Genomic DNA, 22,933 nt, shown 5'->3' on the forward strand with positions numbered 1-22,933 from the left:
GCTGACGGACGTCATCGCGCAGGCACGGTCGAGAGGCGCCGAACCCTTCGGCGGAACGCCTCCGGATCGACTGCGAAGCGCCGTCTGATGCCTCGGCGATCTTGCGGTGAGCTGGCGACGCGCAAAGGCTCCGCTGCGGCGTCACTCCACCGGGGGGCGCTCCCTTCACCAGCTGCCTCCGCCCACTCCCTTGGCAGGACGCGGCGCCCTCACCACTTCAGGGTGAACCTTCACCGGTCGACGGAGCGCCGGCCATGACGAATTTCGAGCCGGACTACCGCCCCGGTTACACCCATGATCCGAGCATCATGCCCGGCTACGGCGCCGTGCCGGTGCCCTATATCCGCGCGAGCCTCGGCGGGCGCTCGGTCGCCTATCTGCTCGACCTGCTGTTCATTCTCGGTTTCACGGCGGTTCTCGGCACGGCGATCTTCCTCGTCGGCGTCGTCACCTTCGGCCTCGGCTGGGCTCTGTTCCCGATCCTCGGCGTCAGCGGGATCCTCTACAGCGCCATCACCGTCGGCGGGGCGAAGCAGAGCACCCTCGGCATGCGGATGATGGGCCTGCGCGTCGTGGCACCCGAGAGCGGACGCCCGGTCGACATGCTGACGGCGGCGGTGCACGCGCTGCTGTTCTACGTGGCGGTCTCGACCTTCCTGCTCTGGTGTTTCGACATCCTGTTCGGCCTCGTGCGGTCCGACCGGCGCCTCGGCCACGACGTCCTGCTCGGCCTGGCGGTGGTGCGGATCTGACCTCCGGACGGCCGGCGCGGCACGCGCCGGCCGTCCTCGATGATGCGACGCAACCGCCCGATTCGAACGATTGTCCGCCTCCATCGGCATCATCGCGGTTGAGCGCGGCCGCGATCCCGCTACATTGGATTTCGGCGGTGCGGCCGCTCGTGCCGCCGGCCCCGAGGGCGAGCCTTTAGCAGCGTGACCAGCCACCCCCGCGACACACCGCAATTCTATCTCACGGCGCCCTCCCCCTGCCCCTACCTGCCGGGCCAGGAGGAGCGGAAGGTGTTCACCCATCTGGTCGGACGCCGCGCCCGCGACCTCAACGAGATCCTGACCCAGGGCGGCTTCCGGCGCTCGCAGACCATCGCCTATCGCCCCGCCTGCGAGACCTGCCGCGCCTGCGTCTCCGTGCGGGTGGTGGTGGAGGATTTCCGCAGCACCGGCAGCCAGCGCCGGGTGCTGCAGCGCAATGCCGGCTTGATCGGCACGCCGGAGCCGAACCGCCCGGCCTCGGAGCAATACGCCCTGTTCCGCCGCTACCTCGATGCCCGCCACGGCGACGGCGGCATGGTCGACATGACCGTGCTCGACTACGCCATGATGATCGAGGACAGCCACGTGGACACCCATCTCGTGGTCTATCGCGAGCGTGGACCCGACACCGCGATCCACGGCCGCGGGGTCGGCGCGCCGGTCGCCGTCTGCCTGACCGACGTGCTCGCCGACGGCCTGTCGATGGTCTACTCGTTCTACGATCCCCAGGCCGCCGAACGGTCGCTGGGCACCTTCATGATCCTCGACCACATCCGCCGCGCCCGGGCGCTCGGCCTGCCGTATCTCTATCTCGGCTACTGGGTCGATGGCTCCCGGAAGATGGACTACAAGGCCAAGTTCAAGCCGCAGGAGCGGCTGATGCCGCAGGGATGGGTGCGGGTGGAGTAGGGGCGCGGCGATGGTTCATGCCATTGCATCCGTCCCGTGAAGGACCGACCGCTTCATACGGTCGTCGAGACCGAAGCCTACCTGACGCGATGCCGGAATCTTGCGCTCACTGACGCGATGCGGGTCGGCATCGTCGATCAAGTCGCTGCCGATCCATCTGCGGGCGATCTCGTACGCGGTTCGGGGGGCGTCAGAAAGGTGCGGTATGGCGGTTCGGGCGGTCACCGCATCATGGTGGCCTATCTTGGAGGCACCGTACCAGTCTATCTCCTTTCGATCCTGGCCAAAGGACAGCAGGCGAATTTCACCGCTTCGCAGATCGCCACGATGTATGATCTGACGAAGGCACTGAAGCGGTACTGGGGCGAGCGGCTCAAGACAGGAGACGGCCCGTGAAGGATGTGACCGACGACATCTTCGCCGATATCGTCGCGGGGCTTGGACAGGCCGCTGCCCACGCCCGAGGCGAGGCCGTGCCCGGTCTCGTCCTCCATGCACCGCCTCCGGTGGATGTGACGGCGATCCGCAAGCGTACGGGCAAGAGCCGACCTGATTTCGCACAAAGCATCGGCGTGCCGGTCGATACGTTGCGGCAGTGGGAGACGCGGCGGCGACAGCCGCGGGGGGCCGCCCTGGTGCTGCTGACGCTTCTCGATCGAAACCCGCGTTTAGTCGAAGACACGCTCGAATCGCGTTCCTGATCGATTGCCCGATCGACCGGTGCCTCGCCGGGCACGACGATGTCAGCATGTCGCCGTCGCGCGCTGAGCTGCGACGGCAAGTGCAAAAAGTTCAGTTCCGCGCAGCCCGGAAGGTGTCGCAGGACTTCGTCTGCCCGCTCTTGTAGCCGGTCAGGAACCAGCGCATCCGCTGCTCGGACGAGCCGTGGGTGAAGGAATCCGGCACGGCATAGCCCTGCGCCTTCTCCTGCAGCTTGTCGTCACCGATGGCGCTCGCCGCGTTCAGGGCTTCCTGGATGTCGCTCTGGTCGAGGGAATTCCAGCGGTCGTTGGAGTTCTTGGCCCAGACGCCGGCGAGGCAATCGGCCATGAGCTCGACACGCACGGAGAGCTGGTTGGCCTCGCGCTCGCTGTCCGCCGATTGCTTGCGGCTGTCGACCTTGCCGAGGATGCCGAGCACGTCCTGGACGTGGTGGCCGACCTCGTGGGCGATGACGTAAGCGTAGGCGAAGTCACCCTTCACGCCGAACTTCGTCCGCATCTCCTGGAAGAAGCCGGTGTCGAGATAGACCTTCTTGTCGAGCGGGCAGTAGAACGGCCCCATCGCGGCCTGGGCCTGGCCGCAGCCCGAGCGGGTGCCGCCCTGATAGAGCACCATGGTGGTCGGCGTGTATTGCCGCCCGGTCTGGTTGGGCAGGATCTCCTTCCAGACGTCTTCGGTGTTGCCGAGGATCTTGGCCGCGAATTGACCGGTCTGATCGGTCGGAGCCTGACGCCGCTTGGCCTGCGTCTCGGGATCGACCCGCTCCTCGCGCTGGCGCCCGCCGGTGATCTGCTCGGCGCCGCCCATCAGGATCGCCGGGTTGATGCCGGTGACCCAGGAGATCAGCAGCACGATCACGATCGCGCCGATGCCCAGGCCCCCCGCGCCGCCGCCGGGAAAGCCGAAGCCGCCGCCCCCACCACCCTCGCCGCGCCGGTCCTCGACATTCTCGGAGGCGCGAAAGTCATCCCAGCGCATGGCGCTCCCTACCCTTTCCGCCCGCGGGCGAGGCAATCCTGTAGAATGAGCCCGCGATCGATACGGTTCCGCTTAAACGCCTCTAGCGGCCGGCGTCGAGGGCCGCCTTCAGCATTCGGAAGTCGCGCCAGGCCAGCCGCTTCTGCACCGGCTGGCGCAGCAGGTAGGCCGGATGGAGGGTCGCGAGCGCCTTGATCTCGCGTCCGTCGCTCAGGCGGTAGGGATAGAAGCGCCCGCGCGCCTTCAGGATGCCGTCCTTGGTTCCGGTCAGGGTCTGCGTCGCGGGCGCGCCGAGGCAGACCAGGAGTTCGGGATTGGCCAGTTCGATCTGCCGCTCGATGAAGGGCCGGCAGATCGCGACCTCCTGCGGGGTCGGGTTGCGGTTGCCCGGCGGGCGCCAGGGCACGATGTTGGCGATATAGGCGCCGGTGCGATCGAGGCCGATCGCCGCCATCATCCGGTCGAGGAGCTGGCCCGAGCGGCCCATGAACGGCTTGCCGATCCGGTCCTCGTCGGCGCCGGGGGCCTCGCCCACGAACATCACCCGCGCCTGCGGATTGCCGTCGGCGAAGACGAGGTTCTTCGCCGTGAAGCGCAGGCCGCAGCCCTCGAAGCCCCGGAGCAGGGCTTCGAGATCGTCGAGGCTCTCCATCTGCGCAGCCCGCGCCCGGGCGTCGTCGGCCGCCTCGCCGGGCTTGGCGGAGGCCGCGTTGCCGTAGGTCCGCGGCGCCTCCCTCGGCGGCGGATCGCGGCTCGGCAACTCGCGTCGGAATGGGTCGTCCGCGGGAGGCTCGTCCCGTGCCTCGCTCCGGGCCTGGGCCGGAGCACGCGGCGCCGGCGCCGGCGGCGGGGTGCGGCGGGGCGACGGTTCCGGCTGCGGGGCAGCGGCCTCGGCCTCGCCGAACCGATCATGCGGCGCCTCGTCCAAGGCGGCATCGACGCCCGCCTCGACGTGAAAGTCGAGATACGAGATCAGGTCGGCCCTGGCATCCTGACCAGGATCGTGTCCGGCGTCGCGCGAAGTCATGGATCTCATGTGGCGCGTCGTCGCCCGAGGGGCAACGTCGCGGTGCCTCCCGGAACGCCGCAGGACGATGTCGACCCTGTATATCGTATTCAGGAAGAAGCGTCCGACCGCTGGTCTTGCTTCGTTGCGGCTGCGGTCAATCCTGCTTTATGGCGATGCTTCTCTCATGCGCAGAGCTGCCGCTACCCGGATGCCCTTGCCTTCCTACCTTGGAATCGATTGAGAGAAATCTTGACAGGGAAGCGGGTCGAAGAGCGCATCGCGCGCCGACGGCCGCAGGAGGAAACAGGATGGCGTTGCCCGAACGCGAAGGCATGGATTTCGACGTGGTGATCGTGGGCGCCGGGCCCGCGGGCCTCGCCGCCGCGATCCGCCTCAAACAGCTCTCCGCGGAGAAGGGCGAAGAGGTCTCCGTCGTCGTCGTCGAGAAGGGGAGCGAAGTCGGCGCCCATATCCTGTCGGGCGCCGTGGTCGATCCCCTCGGCCTCGACACGCTGCTGCCGGAATGGCGCGACGATCCCGACCGGCCGCTCAAGACCGCGGTGGAGCGCGACGAGTTCCTGTTCCTGACCAAGAACAGCGGCCTGACGCTGCCGAACGTGTTCTTCCCCAAGCTTCTGTCGAACCACGGCAACTTCGTCGGCTCGCTCTCCAACACCGTGAAGTGGCTCGGTGCGAAGGCGGAGGCGCTCGGCGTCGAGATCTATCCGGGCTTCCCGGCCTCGGAGGTGCTCACCGACCCGCGCGGCACCGTGACGGGCGTGGCGACCGGCGATCTCGGCATCTCCCGGACCGGCGAGCCCCGCGACGACTTCACCCGCGGCATGGAGTTGCGGGCCAAGTACACGGTGTTCGGCGAGGGCGCGCGCGGCTCCCTGACCAAGACGCTGATCGAGCGGTTTCAGCTCAACAAGAACAGCGACCATCAGAAATACGGTCTCGGCGTGAAGGAGCTCTGGCAGCTCGCCCCTGACAAGTTCCAGCCGGGCCTCGTCCAGCACACCATGGGCTGGCCGCTGCCGAACAAGGCCGGCGGCGGCTCGTGGCTCTATCACTTCGACGACAACCTGCTCTCGGTCGGCTTCGTCACGCACCTGAACTACGAGAACCCGACCCTGTCGCCGTTCGAGGAGTTCCAGCGCTTCAAGACCCATCCGATGATCCGCGAGACCTTCGAGGGGGCCAAGCGCATCGGCTACGGGGCACGGGCGATCATGGAGGGCGGCTGGCAATCCGTGCCGAAGCTGGTCTTCCCCGGCGGCTGCCTCGTCGGCGATTCCGCCGGCTTCGTGAACGTTCCGCGCATCAAGGGCTCGCACAACGCGATCCTGTCCGGCATCCAGGCGGCCGAGGCAATCTTCGACGCGCTGGCCCAAGGGCGTCAGGGCGACGAACTCACCGCCTACGAGGAGGGTTGGCGCGACAGCCCGATCGGGCGCGACCTGAAGCCGGTGCGCAACGTCAAGCCGCTCTGGTCGAAATACGGCACCCTGGTCGGCGTCGGCCTCGGCGGCCTCGACATGTGGGTCAACACGATCGCCAACGCCTCGCTGTTCGGCACCCTCTCCCACGGCAAGCCGGATCACGCCTGCCTCAAGCCGCTCTCGGAGGTGACGCCGATCACCTACCCGAAGCCGGACGGCAAGCTGACCTTCGACCGCCTCTCCTCGGTCTACCTGTCGAACACCAACCACGAGGAGGACCAGCCGCCCCACCTCAAGGTGAAGAACATGGAGCTGCAGAAGACGTCCGAACACGACGTCTATGGCGGCCCCTCCGGCCGCTACTGCCCGGCGGGCGTCTACGAGTGGGTCGAGGACAAGGCCGCCAGCGACGGCATCCGCTTCCAGATCAACGCGCAGAACTGCGTTCACTGCAAGACGTGCGATATCAAGGACCCGAACCAGAACATCAACTGGGTCACACCGGAAGGCCCCGGCGGCCCGAACTACACGAACCTGTAATTCGGGTTTCGAAAGGACGCGTCCTTTCGCGGGTCCAGGGCAGAGCCCTGGCTTGGATGGAGACCGGGGCTCTGCCCCGGTACCCCACCAAAGGGATGATGCCTTTGGAAACTCAGACTTTGAGTTCTTTCCAAGCCGGCAGGTCCAGGCTCGGGATGCGCGTGGCCGCGTAGACCCCGATCGCCACGGCGCGGGCCAGGGTGTCGGCGGCGGCCGCCGCGAGGCGGGCCATCCCGGCCACGGGGTCGGCCAGCGGCGTCCGACCGGTCGAGACCGCGAACACCACGTCGCCGTCCAAAGGCGTGTGGACCGGGTGGATCGCCCGGGCCAAGCCATCGTGGGCGGCCAGGGCGAGGCGCTTCGCCTGCGCCTTGGTGAGGGCGGCGTCGGTGGCGACGACGGCGAGCGTCGTGCTCGCCCCGGGCGGCGCTTCCCGCGGCCAGGTGAGAGTGTCCGGCGGCAGCGTGCCGGGCAGGCCGAGGCCGCCGAATTCCCCGTTCTGCTCGAACGGCGCGGCCCAGAAATGCGGTCCCCGCCCCATCGTCACCCGTCCGAAGGCGTTGACGGCGACCAGGGCGCCGACCTGCACGCCGTCGAGGCCGGCGACCGGGGAGGAGGCCGAGCCGAGGCCGCCCTTGAGGTTGGCGGTGCGTGCGCCGAATCCGGCGCCGACCGACCCCAGCGCGAACGCACCGTCTCCCGCCGCCTGGGCGGCCGCGTAGCCGAGATCGCGATAGGGCGGATACCGGCCCCAGGCCTTGTCGCCGCCGTTGAGGAGGTCGAACAGGATCGCGCCCGGCACGATCGGCACCCGCACGTCGCCCACCGCGAAGCCGCGGCCCTGCTCGGCGAGCCACGCCACCGCGCCCGCCGCCGCGTCGAGCCCGAAGGCGGAGCCGCCCGACAGCACCAGCCCGTCGACCGCCGGCACGGTCGCGGCCGGGTCGAGCAGGTCGGTCTCCCGGGTGCCCGGCCCGCCGCCGCGCACATCGACCGCCGTGACGAAGGGCCGATCGAAGATCAGGGCGGTGACGCCGCTCGCCACCGCGGCGTCTTCGGCGTGACCGACGCGAAGTCCTGCGATGTCGGTGATGCGGTTGAGCCGGGTCATCGCATCGTCCTCCGCATCGTCCTCTCCCGCTTGCTGTGCCGGAGCGCGTCGGTGGCGTAGAGGATCAGGGCGATCCAGATCAGGGCGAACAGAACGATCCGATCGTCGCTCAGGGTCTCGCCGTAAGCCAGCGTGCTGAGCAGCATGAGGCAGGTGGGCGCCAGATATTGCAACAACCCGAGCGTCGCGAGCGTCAGGCGGGTGGCGGCGGCAGCGAACCAGATCAGCGGCAGGGCCGTCGTCACGCCGGTGAGCGCCAGCAGCGACCATGTGCGCGCATCGCTCGGCACCGGCGGCGCGGCGAGCAGCAGGTAGGCTAGCGCCGCGGGCAGCAGCAGGAAGGTCTCGGCGCAGAAGCCGACCGTTCCGTCGACACCGACGATCTTCCGGGTCAGCCCGTAGAGCGCGAAGCTGACCGCGAGACCCAGCGACAGCAGCGGCAGGCGTCCGGCCATCAGGACCGCGATCACGACGCCCAGGACCGCGATGGCGACCGCCACGCCCTGAAGGGGGCGCAGCCGCTCGCCGAGCACGAGGGCGCCCAGCGCCACCGAGACCAGCGGATTGATGTAGTAGCCGAGGCTCGCATCGAGCATGTGCCCGGTCTCGACCGCGCGCAGGTAGAGCAGCCAGTTGAAGGCGATCAGTCCCGCCGAGACCACCAGCAGGGCATGGCGGGGACGCAGCGGGAACGGGTTGGCCAGGCGGCGGCGCAGCAGCGCGATCAGTCCGGTCACGAACAGGGCCGACCAGCCGATGCGCTGCGCCAGGATCGTCTCGGCGGGGATGCCGGCGAGCAGCCGGAAATGCACCGGGACGACGAGGCCCCAGCTGAAATAGGCGGCGAGCGCGTAGAGAAGGCCCAACGGTCACGTCTCGGCAGTGGCGGGTGCCGCTTGTAGCGTGATCGAACCCGCCGGTCAGCGTGGTCGCGCGGCATCACCGTACCGCCGGGCGCGGAGCGAGGCGCCTCGGGCCGCGGCCGCCGGCATTCGTGGCCGAAACGGAGAAATCAGCGCTTCCGGGCGCCGGGCAGGGTCTCGCCCCGCATCAGGGCGTTGAGGCGCTCGGTGTCGAAGCCCGTCATCGCCCGCGCCTTGGGCGGCTCGACCGCCGGCCCCTGGGTCACGGTGCCCGTGGTGATGGGGGCCGGTACGGCGGGGGCGGCCCGCACCATCACCGGCGGCGCGACGGCGGCGATGGCCGGATGGGCGAGGCGATCGGCCGCGACGAAGACGACGCTCAGGCTGCCGAGGCTGGTGATCGTCCCGAAGGCGATGACGCGCGACAGACTCACGGCGGATACTTCCCGAATACGCAGCACAGGCAACTGGAAACACAATAGGTCCGGCCTCGTTAACGAACCGCACGATCCGGTCGGCGCCGCGCCGACCCCTTTCAGGACATTCGAGGAGGATCCGCCGTGAACATGCAGGCGACCGCGAGCGACAGCCCCTTCATCCAGGGTCGCAACGCGAGGCTCTACGGCAAGAGCATCGAATCCTGCCCCTACCCGGAGGATTCGCAGGACCGCGCGGCCTGGATCCAGGCCTACGAGGAGGCCGCCGCCGACGATCCGGAGGGGGAGAAGGGCTGAGCGCCCATCCATCGAACCACGGTGCAAGCTCTGCCATCGACCGAAAAACGTGCTAGGGTTGCATCGGACTGTTCCGGACCTTCTCGATGGATATCCAGCCGATCGATGTGAGCTATCAAGCTGAGCCCGGTTACGACCGGCTCAGCGATAGTGAAAAGGCCGAGGTGGCCGATCGACTCGGCAATCAAACGGTATGCCCCGAACTCCACCGGCAGGTCGCCGCCGACAGGGTCCTGACGCGCATCGGTCGGACGAAACGCGTTCTCTGGACCCGATCCGAAGACGGACGCGCCCGTATTCTCAGCGTCGTCGATCGCGTCGGACTTTGACGTTTGCCCCTCGGGCGGATCGCCTTCGACCCGCGCCGGGCGGAGCACGAGTTGTCCTCGTTCAAGGACTGGCTCTCCGCCCGCGCGACGTTCAAGGAGCGGGCGGCGCTGACGGAAATCCGGGCGCGGCCGCACATCGCGTGCCTGCTGGCCTACGGCTTCGTGCCGACGCCGAACTTGATCCGATTCGAGTTCGGCGTGAAGGGACTGTTCCGGGCCGATCTCGCCATCGGCAACGACGGTTCCCGCAGCTTCGTCCTGATCGAGTTCGAAGGCGGCGAGGAAGCGAGCTTGTTTAGCGGCGGGACGCGACAATACCGTCATTGGTCGCGCCAGATCGAACACGGCTTCGGCCAGGTCGTCGATTGGGGCTGGGCCAAGCACGATCATCCGTACGACGCCGCTTTCACGAACGCCTTCGGGGGCAAGGTGGTCGATGACAGTTACATCGTGATTTGCGGTCGCGATCCTGTCGCCGGAAGCCTGGAGGAGCGCCGCTTCGACTTCCGGCGATCACGCCTCTCTCTGAGCGGCGTGACGGTGCGATTCTTCACTTACGATGGCATGGTGCGCGCGATGAGCGACAACCTGGATTCGATCCGGTGGTGATGCGCTTGACGCTCCCCGCCCCGGGAGGCTGAAAGGGCGGCAGCGCCGCCCTCTCGCCATGCCCCGAGGCCAATGACAAAATCCCCGCCCCACGACCGCGCCCGCTTCGGTGCCGACACCCGCCTCGTCCTTGCCGGGCGCGACCCGTCGGCCCAGCACGGCTTCGTCAACACGCCGATCTATCGCGGCTCCACGGTCCTCTACCCGACCTACGACGACATCAAGCATCGGCGCGGGCGCTACAATTACGGCACGTCGGGCACGCCGACGATGGATGCCCTGTGCGAGGCTTGGAGCGACGTCGCGGGGGCCGCCGGCACGGTGCTGGCGCCCTCCGGCCTCTCGGCGCTGACGCTGGCGCTGATGACCTGCGTCAGCGCCGGCGACCATCTGCTGGTGACCGATTCCGCCTACCGCCCGACCCGCATCTTCTGCGACGGGGTGCTCACGCGCTACGGCGTCACGGTGGAATACTACGATCCCGTGATCGGCGCGGGCATTTCGGCCCTGATGCGCGACAACACACGGGCGGTGCTGGTCGAGGCGCCGGGCTCGCAGACCTTCGAGATGCAGGACGTGCCGGCCATCGCCGCGGCGATGCATGCCCGCGGCGGCACCGTCGTGATGGACAACACCTGGGCGACGCCGCTCCTGTTTCCGCCGCACGAGAGGGGGGTCGACCTCGCGGTGGAGGCCGGCACCAAGTATCTGAGCGGCGGCTCCGACCTGCTGCTCGGCCTCGTCTCGGCGAATGCCCGGCACTACCCGGCGCTGAAGCGCACCTACGAGCATTTCGCCAATTGCCCCGGCCCCGAGGACATCTTCCTGGGATTGCGGGGCCTGCGGACGATGGGGCTGCGGCTGCGCGAGCACGGCGCGCGCGGGCTCGACATGGCGGCGTGGTTTCAAGGTCGGCCGGAGGTCCTGCGGGTGCTCCATCCCGGCCTGCCGGACGATCCCGGCCACGCGATCTGGAAGCGCGACTTCTCGGGGGCCTCGGGCCTGTTCGGGGTGATCCTGAAGCCGGTCTCGGAGGCGGCCCTCGCGGCTTTCCTCGACGGGCTCGAACTGTTCGGGATGGGATTTTCCTGGGGCGGCTTCGAGAGCCTCGTCATTCCCTTCGATCCGACGGTCTACCGCACCGCCACGCGCTGGCAGCCGGGCGGTCCGGCCCTGCGCTTCCATATCGGGCTGGAGGATCCGGAGGATCTGAAGGCGGATCTGGAGGCGGGGTTCGCCCGGATGGCGGCGGCTTAGAAGACCCGACAAAACATCCGATCCCGGGCGGCGCCCGAACCGGACATGATTCCGACAGGCCGGGCGCTCACGGCACCACCCACCGCCCCGTCCAGGCGTCGCCGTCGCGTCGATACTCCGCCCGGCGATGGCCGCGCCGGTCGAGATAGAGCAGGTCGAGGAAGGCGGCCCGCACCACCACCGCGCAGAAGTTCTCGCGGCCGATGCGGCCGTCCGGATCCTCCTCCGGCATGAGGTAGGCACCGCCCTCCTCCAGGGGCGTGCCGGGCGCGGGGGCAATGCCGTAGCAGACCCGGCTCATCGCCCGCGACCCCGCCCAGGCCGCCGCGGCGACGGCGTCGCCGTGGTGGAGGCGGGCGCTTCCCTCGATCCGGACCTGCAGCTTGGTCTGCGCGTCGTAGACGTGCAGCGCCGCGCCCGATCCGCCCGCGATCGCGCGCGCCTTGTCGGAGCGGGCGTCGCAGTGGAAGCGCAGCGTCCCCGCCCCCGCATCGGCGGCGCGCAGCACCACCGTGCGCAGCCGCGGGCGCCCCTGCCCGTCGACGGTGGCCAGCGCCGGCACGTGGAACGGGCTGCGGCCCCGCTCGGCGCCCTCCCCGAGCTGCCGCCACGCCTCCGCGCGAAAGGCATCGAGATCGTCGTAGAACGGGGGCAGCGGGTCCAAACGGGGCTCCGGGCGTGAGGGCGGCGGGATGCTCTGCGCTCCGGCGGCGGTAGGCAAGCCCGAACGACGATGCGCCGACCTCCCCGTCACGCGATGCCCGAGCGGTTCTTCTCGCCTGAACGGGCCCGATCGGCAGAGGTGTGAGGCATCGCGTCATCGGTCATCAAGTCATTGGACAATCACGGGTCCATCGCGCAGGAGATCGGATGTGAGGATGCGCCCGGAGCAGGGCACAGCGGCGGCCCTCATGCGTTGAAGAACCCGAGCGTGGCCGTCACGCTCGCATCCTCATCCCCTCCGCGCTTCGCGTCAGGCATCGTCGCTCCCTTGGCCCCCTCCTCCATCGCCCCCCCGTCGCCCCGCACCGTTCCGTCATTTTCCAGGAACCGCCGCTTTGGCTGAGTCGGCGACCTTCCTCTCGGGCGGCGGCGAGACCGGAGCGCTCATGCGTCGGCTCGACTGGGCCGCGACCCCGCTCGGCGCCCCGGAGCATTGGGCGCCCTCGCTCAAGACCCTCGTCGGCGTGATGCTCGGCTCGCGTCAGCCGATGCTGATCGTCTGGGGCGAGGCCCACACCACGCTCTACAACGACGGCTACGCGGCAATGTGCGGCGGCCGCCATCCGCAGGCGATGGGCCGCCCGTTCGGGGCTCTATGGCACGACATCTGGGACCGGGTGGAGCCGATCCTGTCGCGCGCCTTTGCCGGCGAGGCGACGTATATGGACGACATCGCCTTCGTCATGCACCGCAACGGTTTCCCCGAGGAGACGCATTTCTCCTTCGGCTATACCCCCGTGCCGGGCGAGGACGGTGCGGTGGCCGGCATGTTCTGCACCTGCACCGAGACCACGGCGGCGGTGAAGTTCGGACGCCAGACCGAGGCCGAGCGGGAGCGCCTGACCCGCCTGTTCGAGCAATCGCCGAGCTTCGTGGCGGTGGTGACCGGGCCGAACCACGTCTTCGCCTTCGCCAACCCAGCCTATCGCCAATTGGTGGCCCACCGCGACGTGGTCGGTTGGCCGGTGCGCGAGGCCCTGCCCGAGATCGAGGGCCAGGGATTCTTCGAACTGCTCGACGAGGTCTATCGCTCGGGCGAGAGCTACCGGGCCCATGCCGCGCCGGTGGCGCTCCTGCGCGAGCCCGGCGGCAAGCCCGAGCAACGCTATCTCGATTTCGTCTTCCAGCCGATGCGGGACGCGACCGGCACCGTCAGCGGCCTGTTCGTCGAGGGCTCCGACGTCACCGAGCGCGTCCGCGGCCACGCCGCCCTCGCCGAGAGCGAGACGCGTTTCCGGGCCATGGCGGACGACGCGCCCGTCATGATGTGGGTGACCGATGCCGCCGGCGCCTGCCTCTACCTCAACCGGCGTTGGTACGAGTTCACCGGGCAGGTCGAGGCCCAGGCGCTCGGCTTGGGCTGGCTCGAGGCCGTGCATCCCGACGATCGCGGCTGGTCCGGCGAGACGTTCCTCGCGGCCAATGCCCGCCAGGAGGCCTTCCGCCTGGAATACCGCCTGCGCCACGCCGATGGCGGCTATCGCTGGGCGATCGATTCCGCGAGCCCGCGCTTCGCCGCCGACGGCACCTTTCTCGGCTATGTCGGTTCGGTCGTCGACATCCAGGAGCGCCGCGCCACCGAGATGGCCCTGGCCGAGAGCGAGGAGCGGGTCCGCCTCGCGGTGGAGAATGCCGAGGTCGGCTTGTGGGACTACGATCCGGTGACCGGCAGCCTGTTCTGGCCGGCACGGATCAGGGCGATGTTCGGCATCGCGTCGGATCGCCCGGTCTCGATCGACGACTTCTATGCCGGTCTCCATCCGGAGGACCGCGAGCGGGCGAGCCTCGCCTTCGCCGCCGCCATCGATCCGGCCCGGCGTGCCCTCTACGATGTCGAGTACCGGACCATCGGCCGGGAGGACGGCCTCGTCCGCTGGGTGGCCGCCAAGGGGCGCGGCGTGTTCGACGGCGGCCCCGGCGGGAACGGCCGCTGCCTGCGCGTCCTCGGCACGGCGGTGGACATCACCGACCGCAAAGGCACCGAGGCGCGGCTCGTCGAAACGACGCGCCGGCTCGACGCCGTGCTGAACAACGCGACCCAGGCCGTCTTCATGATGGATGAGCGCCAGCACTGCGCCTACATGAACCGCGCCGCCGAGCGGCTGACGGGGTATTCCCTGGAGGAGACGCGCGGGCAGCCGCTCCATGACGTCGTCCACCACACCCGGCCCGACGGCAGCCCCTACCCGCTGCACGAATGCCCGATCGATCAGGCCTTCCCGGAGAACAATCAGGAGCAGGGCGAGGAGATCTTCGTTCACCGCGACGGCTCGTTCTATCCCGTGGCCTTCACCGCGAGCCCGATCCGCGACGAGCGGGGCATTCCCGTCGGCACCGTGATCGAGGCGCGCAACATCGAGGCGGAGCTGCGCGCCAAGGCACAGCTCGAGGCCTTCAACGCCAGCCTGGAGCAGCAGGTCGCCGCGCGCACCGCCGAGCTGATGCAGGCCGAGGAGGCGTTGCGCCAGTCGCAGAAGATGGAGGCGGTGGGCCAGCTGACCGGCGGCCTCGCCCACGACTTCAACAACCTCCTGACCGGCATCACCGGCAGCCTCGAACTTCTGCAGACGCGCCTGGCCCAGGGGCGGCTCGGCGAGATCGACCGCTACGTCAACGCCGCGCAGGGGGCGGCCAAGCGCGCCGCCGCGCTGACGCACCGCCTGCTCGCCTTCTCCCGCCGCCAGACGCTCGATCCCAAGCCCACCGACGTGAATCGTCTGGTCGCCGGCATGGAGGAGCTGATCCGGCGGACCATCGGACCGGCGACCACCCTGGAGGTGGTGACGGCGGGCGGCCTGTGGTCGGCGCTGATCGATCCGGGCCAGCTCGAGAACGCGCTGCTCAACCTCTGCATCAACGCCCGCGACGCCATGCCGGGGGGCGGGCGCATCACCATCGAGACCGCCAACCGGTGGCTCGACGAGCACGCCGCCCGCGAGCGCGACCTCGATCCGGGCCAGTACCTGTCGCTGTGCGTGACCGATACCGGCACCGGCATGAGCCCGGAGGTGATCGCCAAGGCATTCGATCCGTTCTTCACGACGAAGCCGCTCGGCCAGGGCACGGGCCTGGGCCTCTCCATGATCTACGGCTTCGTGCGCCAGTCCGGCGGGCAGGTGCGGATCTATTCCGAGCTCGGCCAGGGCACGACCATGAGCCTCTACCTGCCGCGCCATTACGGTTCGGCGGAGGAAGCGGGCAGCTTCCCCGATCTCGCCGCCGCGCCGCGGGCCGAGCAGGGCGAGACGGTGCTGATCGTCGACGACGAGCCCACCGTGCGCATGCTGGTGACCGAGGTTCTGGAGGATCTCGGCTACACCGCCATCGAGGCCGCGGACGGACCTGCCGGTCTCAAGGTGCTGCAATCGGACGTGCGGATCGACCTGCTCGTCACCGATGTGGGGCTTCCCGGCGGGATGAACGGGCGGCAGGTGGCCGATGCCGGCCGGGCCCTGCGACCGGGCCTGCGGGTCCTGTTCATCACCGGCTATGCCGAGAACGCCGTGGTCGGCAACGGCCATCTGGAGCCCGGCATGGCGGTGATCACCAAGCCCTTCGTGATGGAGACGCTGGCCGCGCGCATCAAGGAGATGATCGACGCGGGCTAGGGCGTGGGTCCGCCAAACGCGGACTTGCCGCCGGGTGAGGCCGATGCGGCAGAGGAGCCGCGCGCTTCGTCCCGGATCCGATGCCTGGGTCGACGCGCCGGAGTCTGGAACCGACGCGCCGTTTCATCGGGTTTTCGCATGACATCCGCTGTCGTCACGGGCACGTACCTCGCGTTCCTGCGCCGCGCGCATGGCCCGCGTCGCGTAGTGGTCTGGGCCTGAACGAAAGTTCCCCAGCGACTCCAAATTTCGATCGCAGAAACACGCGTCTCGTGGATAACTATTTCTCAGGAAAATCGCGTCCTTCGCCTACCGCAACCGCTCAGACCGAATTGCTTTTTCCTCATCGGGCGGTACCTGTCGCCGGACGGGTCTATTCCGGCTGTATTAGCAGTTGTGGGAAAAATTCTGCTTGATGTCGGGCAGTGAGAGATTTACTTCATGAAAGATGTGTTTGTTATATTCGGCGATAAATCAAAATTCTACACTGTCGTCACAATATAATTTAGTCGCGGTCGAGCGGGATAGGCATGCTCTGGGTAGCCGATCGGGACGGATTCTGTACCTACGTGAGCGAGGAATGGCGCGCCTTCACGGGACAGACGCTCGGCGAAGCATCGGACCGCGGATGGGCGGACGCCGTCCATCCCGACGATCGGAATGTCGTCGTGATGGGGTTTCTGGAAGCCTGCCGCTGCCAGACCGAGTTCATTCTCCATTACCGCCTTCGTCGGCATGACGGCATCTATGTTTGGGCCCTGGGTGCGGCGTCGCCATCCTTCACGCCGCTGACGCATGATTTCCTGGGCTTTCTCGGCACTGTCAGCTGCTACGACGATCCGAACATCCCGCTGACCGCCAAGGCCGAGCTCGGCTCTTTCAAGCCGTGGCAGGCCTCGCTCGGCGCGTCATCGCCGACGAAGCTCGACATCATTGCCGATTACCTCATCCACGCAAAAATCTTGTCGGAGCATCACGCGCCGGCCGTGGCCGATGCCATCGAACGGGCGCTCAACGAGGCGAAGACGGCACAGAAAGCTCAGATCGATGCGGCGAATGCATCGCTGAAGAAGCAGTAGATCAGACTTTGTCCTTCTCGACTTTCCATCTGACGAGAGCCCTCTGGCGCGCCTCGTAGGCGATGCGCAGCAAGGTCGCGGGCTCACCCTGGGCTTCTGGGCGCTCCGCCAGGTCTGCCGTTTCGTCCGTTTGGCCCAACACCTTCATGGCTTCCGACCGCCAGGTTGCATCGGCGAGATAAAACAGCAACTCGCCATCCAACTTGCTATAGGAATCCATATCTTCTCGCGTAAAGGTTGTGATGCTGGAGAAACCTAAGATCTGCTTCGCATGTATGCATTCACCTTAGGCAAAGTGAGTACACTCCACGATACGGGCGTGGCAGCTCGGCTGTCACGATCCTGTGAGCGTGGTGATCCTGCGTTGACTGTATCGGCAGGGTTCTTCGCCAGATAGAAGTGCCGACTACTCGCATGGGCCGCAGGATGGCCGCGACACGGCATGACGCGCAGCCATCCGCGCGCCGGCCGCCTACTCTGTTCGCCGCCCATTCGGTGCTGCCGCGATCCGTACGCCCCGCCCGGCCAGCAAAATCTCCGTCAGGAAGGCGAGGATCGCCAGGATCGTGCAAACCAGCGCCAGTCCGAAGCAGACGAACAGCACCGAGGCTGCGGAGGCGTCGCGCAGGGCGCCCACGAACAGCGTCAGAACCGCGATCCCGGTCAGCATGCCGCCGAAGCTCGCCAGAACCACGGCGAGATCGAGCAGGAGGGAGCGCCGCCGCAGATAGGCGAGGCGTCGCGCCAACGCCGCCGCCTCGTCCGGGCCGGCGCCGATCAGGTCGCTCGACAGCGTGTCGACCTTGTCGGCGACGCGGCCGAGCCGCGTCGAGAACACGTTGAGGAGGGTGGCGAGCCCCGAGAGCAGGAAGGCGGGGGCGAGCGCCACCTGGATGATGTGGGCGATGCTCTCCGGATCGCCCGCCCCGGACATCGTGGACAGCATCGGCCTCAGGCCCGGGCGCTCCGCGCGCGCCGCCGCTCGCGGGAGATCAGGACGAGGTTGCGGACGTAGATGACGGTCGAGAGACCCTGGCCGATGATGATGACGGGCTCCTTGCGCACGAAACCGTAGACCAGGGTCATCAGCCCGCCGAGGATCGACAGGAACCAGAACGAGAGCGGCATGACGCTCTTGCCCGCCCGCTCGCTCGCCAGCCATTGCAGGATGAAGCGCGAGCCGAAGACGAGCTGCGCCGCGACGCCGAACACCAGCCAGAAATCGAAGCGGGTGACGAAGACCTCGTAGAAATAGGCCGGGAGATCCTCGGCGAGCTGGATCAGCATGGACTCACGGACCTCCGCTTCCGTCGCGCGCCGCTTCCGTCGCGGACGGTGCCGGGCGCCGCCGCCGGATCAGCCACCACACGCCGGCCATGTCGAGCAGCCCGACCCAGAGCCGGTCGAACATCCCGTATTTCGAGCGGCCGGTGAAGCGCGGCCGGTCGATCACGTCGCGATGGACGACGCCGAATCCCTCGCGGGTGACGAGGGCCGGCATGAAGCGGTGCAGCGCGTCGAAATAGGGCAGGCTTAGATAGACGTCGCGGCGAAACACCTTGAGCCCGCAGCCGGTGTCGCGGGTCGCGTCCTTCAGGATCTTGCCGCGCACGCCGTTGGCGATCTTGGACTGGAACCGCTTCCAGCGTCCCTTGCGCCCCACCCGCTGCCCCTGAGCGAGGCCGATGCCCGGACCGCCCTGATCGAGGGCGGCGTAGAGCGCCGGGATGAAGGACGGATCGTTCTGGCCGTCGCCGTCGAGCGTCGCGATCACGGGGGCGCGGGCGCGCAGCACGCCGCTGCGCACCGCCGCGCTCTGTCCGCCGCTGCGATCGTGCCGCACGATCCGCAGCCAGGGATGGCTGTGCTGCGCCCGAACGAGGGCCTCATGGGTGTCGTCGGTCGAGCCGTCATCGACGTAGACCACCTCGAACGGGCTCAAGGGCCCGCAGGCACTGCCGATCTCGGCGACCAGGGCCGCGATGTTGCCGGCCTCGTTCTTGACCGGCACCACGACCGAGAGACGCAAGGGGGACGGCGTCGTGCTCATGGGGCCGCATCCGGCAGAACGGCCCAGGCCGAGACCCCGACCAGCTTGCCGCCGTTGATGTTGAAACCGGTAACGCGCCCGACCGGTCGTGCCGCGGGGCCGCCCCCCGCCGGTGCGAAGCCGTCGGCGGACCGGTCCTCGACCAGGACGAGGCGGCAGCCGCCACCGTTGAGGAAGTCGCGCGCCTCCTCGGCCGAATTCAGCATGGCAAGGTCGGTCCCGAGCGTGAAGACGAGGCTCGGCTCGCGCAGGCCGAGCGAAGCCGTGCGCGGCGCCGCGCAGGGCAGGCCGTCGCGGATCGCGGCCAAGCGCGGGGCGAGCTTGAGGCTCTGCAGCACCGGCTGGGTCAGGCCGAACACGGCGGGCGAGACGGCGAGGGAGGCGAGGATGGCGAGCACCAGCGCGCCCTCCCCCGCGCCGCGGCGGAAGGCGGCGAGCGCGAGGCCGGCCAGCGCGCAGGCCACGACGAGCAGCGGCAGGGCGACGAGCGGCAGCGCGCCGTCGAGCCGCCACGCGGCGGCGCTGAGGCCCAGGGTCAGTCCCACCGGGATCAGCACGACGAGGCCTGCGGTCCAGAGCGCGCCGGGCCGGCGTGGATCGAGGGCGTTGCGGTGGAGCGCCAGCACCGTGAGGATCGCCACGGCCGGCATCAGCGGCAGGACGTAATGGGGAAGCTTCGTCGGCAGAGCCTCGAAGATCAGCCAAGCGGGCACGATCCAGGCGAGGAGCAGGGCGACCGCGTCCTCCCCCCGCTTCGCCCAGGCGAAGGGAATGGCCAGACACGCGAAGGCGGCGCCCGGCCAGAAGGTCGCGAAGAAGGCGATCGCGTAGGCGCCGGGCGGGCCCCAGTGCTTTTCCGCCGCGCCGCCGACCTTGCCCAGCATGTCCTTCCCGACCGCTTCGCCGAAGAAGGCGCCGCCGCTCTTCCAGGCGATGGCCAGGAACCACGGCGCCACGACGACGAGGATCAGGGCGAGGCCGAGCCGCGGGCGCAGGTCGAGGAGCCAGCGGGCCGAGCCCTCGCGCAGGCACAGGACCAGGGCAGCGAGCCCCACGAAGAACGGCACCATCGGCCCCTTGATCAGGATGCCGAGGGCGAGGCCGCCCCAGAAGATCGCGGCCGTGGCCGGCGTGGCGGGGCCGCGGCGCCGCTCCAGCCGGGCGCGGCCGAGCCAGCTGCGGGCGAGCGCACCGAAGCTGGCGACCGCGCAGGCGGTGAGCAACGCGTCGGTCTTGGCGAGCCGGGCTTCGGCCGAGAGCATCAGGCAGGCCCCGAACAGGGCGGCGGCGAGGAACGCCCCGCGCCGCGGCAGGAGCGCGAGCGCGGCCCAGTAGGTCAGCAGGACGGCAGCGAGGGCCCCGACCAGCGAGGGGATCCGATAGAGGCCGATGGTGGTGCGCGCGTCCGGGACGCCGAGGGCCTCGGCGGCGGCGACGGTGGCGGCCTGCGCCCAGTAGATGCCCACCGGCTTCTTGTGGCGCGCCTCCGCCTGGAAGCGGATATCGACGAAATCGCCCGTCTCCAGCATCTGCTTCGAGGCTTGGGCGAAGCGCGGCTCGTCCCGGTCCATCGGCTGGAGGGAGGCGATTCCGGGGAGGAAGCAGACGAGGCCGAGCAGGAGCAGCAGCGCGCAGGCGCGCCCGTGGCTCGCCGCACCGAGGGCGATCAGCCCGTCGGCGGCCCGCAGCAGGCCTGCGAGGGGGCCCGACGCCTCCGTCCGGTCGGATCCGGCGCCCGCCGTCATTCCTGCGCGTGTCATGGATGCGAGGCGCCCGCGCCGAGAAACGGGGGCGTCCGGGTCGGGCGGGGGGGAAGCGGCATCGACGGCTCGGGAGCGGACCTGCGTCGAGGCCGACGGATGGCCCCGCCCCGGCCGGGCGCCGTGTCGGTGATCCCGCAGGGATTGTCAAATTCCCCTGTCGCTTGTTCCCCTGTCGCTTGGCGCCCGCCGTTCCGATCGCCCTCGTCCGACGAACCGGCCATGCCCGCCGGCGAAGAGCGTTCCGTGCGCCCGCACACAAGTCTCCGGCCTGGGCAGGGCAAACATGCGCTGGGCGGGTAGCCGGCACGGAAGGCCGACCCTATATCCCGCTCATGGCAAATAACAGCGCAAACCCTTACACCCTCGAGATCGAAGCCTGCGAGCGCCCGGCGGGACACTTCACCTGGGCGATCCGGCGAAACGGCAAGCTCTTTCAGCGCGCTGACCGCGTGCAGACCACGGAAGAGGCGGCCGAGCGCAGCGGCCTCGCCGCTCTGGAAAAGCTTCTGAGCGGCCGCGAGCGCTGATCGGGCGGGCCGCCCGAGCGGCCCACCGCGCTCCACCCGACAATCCACGACGAACCGTGAAAGGCTCCCGGGTCCAACCCCCGCGGGGCCTTTTCCGTCGTTGATCGTGCGGAGGGCTCGGCTAAGGTCTCCTGAAAAGGGAGGCGACGCCGATGGCGCGCGAGACGATCTATGACCGGGATCTCGATCGGAATCCGGCCAATTACCAGCCGCTGACGCCGCTGACCTATCTCGACCGGGCCGCCCGGACCTTTCCGGACCGCGTTGCGGTGGTCCACGGGACGCTGCGCCGTTCCTATTCCGATCTCTACGCGCGCTGCCGGCGCCTCGCGGCGGCGCTCAAGGCCCGCGGCATCGGCCGGGGCGACACCGTGGCGGTGCTGCTCGCCAACACGCCCGCGATGATCGAGTGCCATTACGGCGTGCCGATGACGGGCGCGGTGCTCAACACGCTCAACACCCGCCTCGATGCCGAGGCCCTCGGCTTCTGTCTCGACCACGGCGAGGCCAAAATCCTCATCGTCGATCGTGAATTCTCGAAGCTCGCCCGCGGCGCGCTCGAGAAGGCCGAGGTGACGCCGTTCGTCATCGATTACGACGATCCGGAATTCACCGGCGACGGCTCCGCCCTCGGCGGGACCGATTACGAGGCCTTCCTGGCTGCCGGCGATCCCGACCACGACTGGGCGATGCCGGACGACGAGTGGGACGCGATCTCGCTCAACTACACCTCCGGCACCACGGGCGATCCGAAGGGAGTGGTCTACCATCACCGCGGCGCGGCCCTGCTCGCGCTCGGCAACGTCATCACGGCCGGCATGGGCCAGCACGCGGTCTATCTCTGGACCCTGCCGATGTTCCACTGCAACGGCTGGTGCTTCCCGTGGTCGCTCTCGGTGGTGGCCGGCACCCATGTCTGCCTGCGGCAGGTGCGGGCGGGCGCAATGTACGCGGCGCTCGCCGAGCACGGCGTGACGCATCTCTCCGGCGCGCCGATCGTGATGTCGACGCTGCTCAACGCCCCCGACGACCAGAAGCGGCCCCTCCCCCAGCGCGTTCACTTCCTGACTGCCGCCGCGCCGCCGCCCGAGGCGGTGCTCGCCGCCATGGGGGATGCCGGCTTCGACGTGACCCATCTCTACGGCCTCACCGAGACCTACGGTCCCGCGGTGGTCAATGCGTGGCACGAGGAATGGACCGACCTCCCCTCCGACGAGCGCGCGCGGAAGAAGGCCCGCCAGGGTGTGCGCTATCCCGTGCTGGAGGGGCTCGACGTGCGCGATCCCGAGAGCATGGAATCCCTGCCGGCCGACGGCCAGACCCTCGGCGAGGTGATGTTCCGCGGCAACGTGGTGATGCGCGGCTACCTGAAGAATCCCAAATCCACCCAGGCGGCCTTCGCGGGCGGTTGGTTCCGCTCCGGCGATCTTGGGGTGAAGCACCCGGACGGCTACATCCAGCTGAAGGACCGCTCGAAGGACATCATCATCTCGGGCGGCGAGAACATCTCCTCCATCGAGGTCGAGGACGCCCTGTTCAAGCACCCGGCGGTGGCCGCCGCCGCCGTCGTCGCCAAGCCCGACGAGAAATGGGGCGAGACACCCTGCGCCTTCGTCGAGCTGAAGGAGGGCAAGGACGTCTCGCCCGAGGACCTGATCGCGTGGTGCCGCGAGCGGCTCGCCCCCTACAAGCTGCCGCGCCACGTGGTGTTCGGGGAACTGCCCAAGACCTCGACGGGGAAGGTGCAGAAATTCATCCTGCGGGAGAAGGCGCGGGAGGGCTGAGGCCGCTTTACCCCCGCAGAGGCCGTGTAGCGACGTACTATAATGGAGTTTCTCGAACGGGCGCTTGCGACCGCGCGGGGCCTACCCTGAAGGTGCAATACGATGCAACGCTGTTGCTCGCC

The 22,933-nt window shown here is 68.9% G+C and carries 24 protein-coding genes; 13 read left to right on the forward strand and 11 right to left on the reverse strand.

All coding sequences use genetic code 11. The features are described from left to right. The first annotated feature begins 254 nt into the window (after positions 1-254). The 4 genes from MFF26_RS06505 (at position 255) to MFF26_RS06520 (ending at position 2,383) form a co-directional block, all read left to right on the forward strand. The gene (locus MFF26_RS06505) at positions 255-752 is read left to right on the forward strand and encodes an RDD family protein (protein WP_137831754.1); all 498 of its coding nucleotides are present in this window, start codon (positions 255-257) and stop codon (positions 750-752) included. 183 nt (positions 753-935) lie between these two features. Next, entirely contained in the window at positions 936-1,682 is a 747-nt protein-coding gene (locus tag MFF26_RS06510; protein ID WP_137831755.1) for an arginyltransferase, read from the forward strand. Positions 1,683-1,799: 117 nt separating this feature from the next. Then, the gene (locus MFF26_RS06515; RefSeq protein ID WP_238307767.1) at positions 1,800-2,078 is read left to right on the forward strand and encodes a hypothetical protein; all 279 of its coding nucleotides are present in this window, start codon (positions 1,800-1,802) and stop codon (positions 2,076-2,078) included. Between the two features lie 5 nt (positions 2,079-2,083). Beyond that, complete coding sequence (locus tag MFF26_RS06520; RefSeq protein WP_137831756.1) at positions 2,084-2,383, forward strand: helix-turn-helix domain-containing protein; 300 nt, start codon at positions 2,084-2,086, stop codon at positions 2,381-2,383. Between the two features lie 91 nt (positions 2,384-2,474). Here the strand turns inward: MFF26_RS06520 and ypfJ are convergent, their stop codons facing one another. Beyond that, positions 2,475-3,383 (reverse strand): KPN_02809 family neutral zinc metallopeptidase, encoded by a 909-nt coding sequence (ypfJ, locus tag MFF26_RS06525; protein ID WP_238307768.1) that lies wholly within the window; start codon positions 3,381-3,383, stop codon positions 2,475-2,477. Between the two features lie 82 nt (positions 3,384-3,465). Beyond that, entirely contained in the window at positions 3,466-4,419 is a 954-nt protein-coding gene (locus MFF26_RS06530) for a uracil-DNA glycosylase (RefSeq protein WP_137831532.1), read from the reverse strand. A 281-nt stretch (positions 4,420-4,700) separates the two neighbouring features. On the opposite strand from MFF26_RS06530, the gene MFF26_RS06535 reads away from it, so the two are divergent. Then, entirely contained in the window at positions 4,701-6,374 is a 1,674-nt protein-coding gene (locus MFF26_RS06535; RefSeq protein WP_137831533.1) for an electron transfer flavoprotein-ubiquinone oxidoreductase, read from the forward strand. Between the two features lie 112 nt (positions 6,375-6,486). Here the strand turns inward: MFF26_RS06535 and MFF26_RS06540 are convergent, their stop codons facing one another. The 3 genes from MFF26_RS06540 to MFF26_RS06550 all read right to left on the reverse strand — a co-directional run bounded on the left by MFF26_RS06540 (position 6,487) and on the right by MFF26_RS06550 (position 8,782). Further along, positions 6,487-7,485: a P1 family peptidase gene (locus MFF26_RS06540; protein WP_137831534.1), complete on the reverse strand. Its 999-nt coding sequence runs from the start codon at positions 7,483-7,485 to the stop codon at positions 6,487-6,489. Then, positions 7,482-8,351: an EamA family transporter RarD gene (rarD, locus tag MFF26_RS06545; protein WP_137831535.1), complete on the reverse strand. Its 870-nt coding sequence runs from the start codon at positions 8,349-8,351 to the stop codon at positions 7,482-7,484. Before rarD ends, MFF26_RS06540 begins: the two co-directional genes overlap by 4 nt. 146 nt (positions 8,352-8,497) lie before the next feature. Then, the gene (locus MFF26_RS06550) at positions 8,498-8,782 is read right to left on the reverse strand and encodes a hypothetical protein (RefSeq protein ID WP_137831536.1); all 285 of its coding nucleotides are present in this window, start codon (positions 8,780-8,782) and stop codon (positions 8,498-8,500) included. Positions 8,783-8,908: 126 nt separating this feature from the next. Here MFF26_RS06550 and MFF26_RS06555 point away from each other — a divergent pair, with 126 nt between their 5' ends. From MFF26_RS06555 to metC, 4 genes are all read left to right on the forward strand, one after another. Next, a complete protein-coding gene (locus MFF26_RS06555) occupies positions 8,909-9,082 on the forward strand; it encodes a ribosome modulation factor (RefSeq protein WP_171015596.1) in 174 nt (57 codons plus the stop codon). 86 nt (positions 9,083-9,168) lie between these two features. Further along, the gene (locus MFF26_RS06560) at positions 9,169-9,411 is read left to right on the forward strand and encodes a hypothetical protein (protein ID WP_137831537.1); all 243 of its coding nucleotides are present in this window, start codon (positions 9,169-9,171) and stop codon (positions 9,409-9,411) included. 3 nt (positions 9,412-9,414) lie between these two features. After that, complete coding sequence (locus tag MFF26_RS06565; RefSeq protein WP_137831538.1) at positions 9,415-10,020, forward strand: Shedu anti-phage system protein SduA domain-containing protein; 606 nt, start codon at positions 9,415-9,417, stop codon at positions 10,018-10,020. 72 nt (positions 10,021-10,092) lie between these two features. Beyond that, on the forward strand, positions 10,093-11,277 hold the full coding sequence (gene metC / locus MFF26_RS06570; protein WP_137831539.1) for a cystathionine beta-lyase: 1,185 nt from the start codon (positions 10,093-10,095) through the stop codon (positions 11,275-11,277). Between the two features lie 67 nt (positions 11,278-11,344). Here the strand turns inward: metC and MFF26_RS06575 are convergent, their stop codons facing one another. Then, the gene (locus MFF26_RS06575; protein WP_137831540.1) at positions 11,345-11,941 is read right to left on the reverse strand and encodes a pyridoxamine 5'-phosphate oxidase family protein; all 597 of its coding nucleotides are present in this window, start codon (positions 11,939-11,941) and stop codon (positions 11,345-11,347) included. Between the two features lie 445 nt (positions 11,942-12,386). On the opposite strand from MFF26_RS06575, the gene MFF26_RS06580 reads away from it, so the two are divergent. Together MFF26_RS06580 and MFF26_RS06585 are read left to right on the forward strand one after the other, a co-directional pair. Next, the gene (locus MFF26_RS06580) at positions 12,387-15,608 is read left to right on the forward strand and encodes a PAS domain S-box protein (protein WP_171015597.1); all 3,222 of its coding nucleotides are present in this window, start codon (positions 12,387-12,389) and stop codon (positions 15,606-15,608) included. A 530-nt stretch (positions 15,609-16,138) separates the two neighbouring features. Next, complete coding sequence (locus MFF26_RS06585; RefSeq protein ID WP_238307769.1) at positions 16,139-16,687, forward strand: PAS domain-containing protein; 549 nt, start codon at positions 16,139-16,141, stop codon at positions 16,685-16,687. A gap of 1 nt (position 16,688) precedes the next feature. On the opposite strand, the gene MFF26_RS06590 is transcribed toward MFF26_RS06585, so the two are convergent. The 5 genes from MFF26_RS06590 to MFF26_RS06610 all read right to left on the reverse strand — a co-directional run bounded on the left by MFF26_RS06590 (position 16,689) and on the right by MFF26_RS06610 (position 20,497). Then, on the reverse strand, positions 16,689-16,907 hold the full coding sequence (locus tag MFF26_RS06590; protein WP_137831543.1) for a hypothetical protein: 219 nt from the start codon (positions 16,905-16,907) through the stop codon (positions 16,689-16,691). Between the two features lie 252 nt (positions 16,908-17,159). Continuing rightward, a complete protein-coding gene (locus tag MFF26_RS06595; protein ID WP_238307770.1) occupies positions 17,160-17,633 on the reverse strand; it encodes a DUF2721 domain-containing protein in 474 nt (157 codons plus the stop codon). Positions 17,634-17,638: 5 nt separating this feature from the next. Beyond that, a complete protein-coding gene (locus MFF26_RS06600) occupies positions 17,639-17,974 on the reverse strand; it encodes a lipid-A-disaccharide synthase N-terminal domain-containing protein (RefSeq protein ID WP_137831544.1) in 336 nt (111 codons plus the stop codon). A 4-nt stretch (positions 17,975-17,978) separates the two neighbouring features. Further along, positions 17,979-18,737: a glycosyltransferase family 2 protein gene (locus MFF26_RS06605; RefSeq protein WP_137831545.1), complete on the reverse strand. Its 759-nt coding sequence runs from the start codon at positions 18,735-18,737 to the stop codon at positions 17,979-17,981. Further along, positions 18,734-20,497, reverse strand: a complete 1,764-nt coding sequence (locus MFF26_RS06610) for an ArnT family glycosyltransferase (protein ID WP_137831546.1) — start codon at positions 20,495-20,497, stop codon at positions 18,734-18,736. Before MFF26_RS06610 ends, MFF26_RS06605 begins: the two co-directional genes overlap by 4 nt. Positions 20,498-20,832: 335 nt before the next feature. Between MFF26_RS06610 and MFF26_RS06615 the strand changes: the two genes are divergently transcribed. Beyond that, positions 20,833-21,027: a hypothetical protein gene (locus MFF26_RS06615; RefSeq protein WP_003599068.1), complete on the forward strand. Its 195-nt coding sequence runs from the start codon at positions 20,833-20,835 to the stop codon at positions 21,025-21,027. A 152-nt stretch (positions 21,028-21,179) separates the two neighbouring features. Then, positions 21,180-22,811: an acyl-CoA synthetase gene (locus MFF26_RS06620; protein ID WP_137831592.1), complete on the forward strand. Its 1,632-nt coding sequence runs from the start codon at positions 21,180-21,182 to the stop codon at positions 22,809-22,811. Positions 22,812-22,933: the final 122 nt, after the last annotated feature.

It is taken from the genome of Methylorubrum suomiense, from assembly GCF_022179765.1.
Lineage (GTDB): Bacteria > Pseudomonadota > Alphaproteobacteria > Rhizobiales > Beijerinckiaceae > Methylobacterium > Methylobacterium suomiense.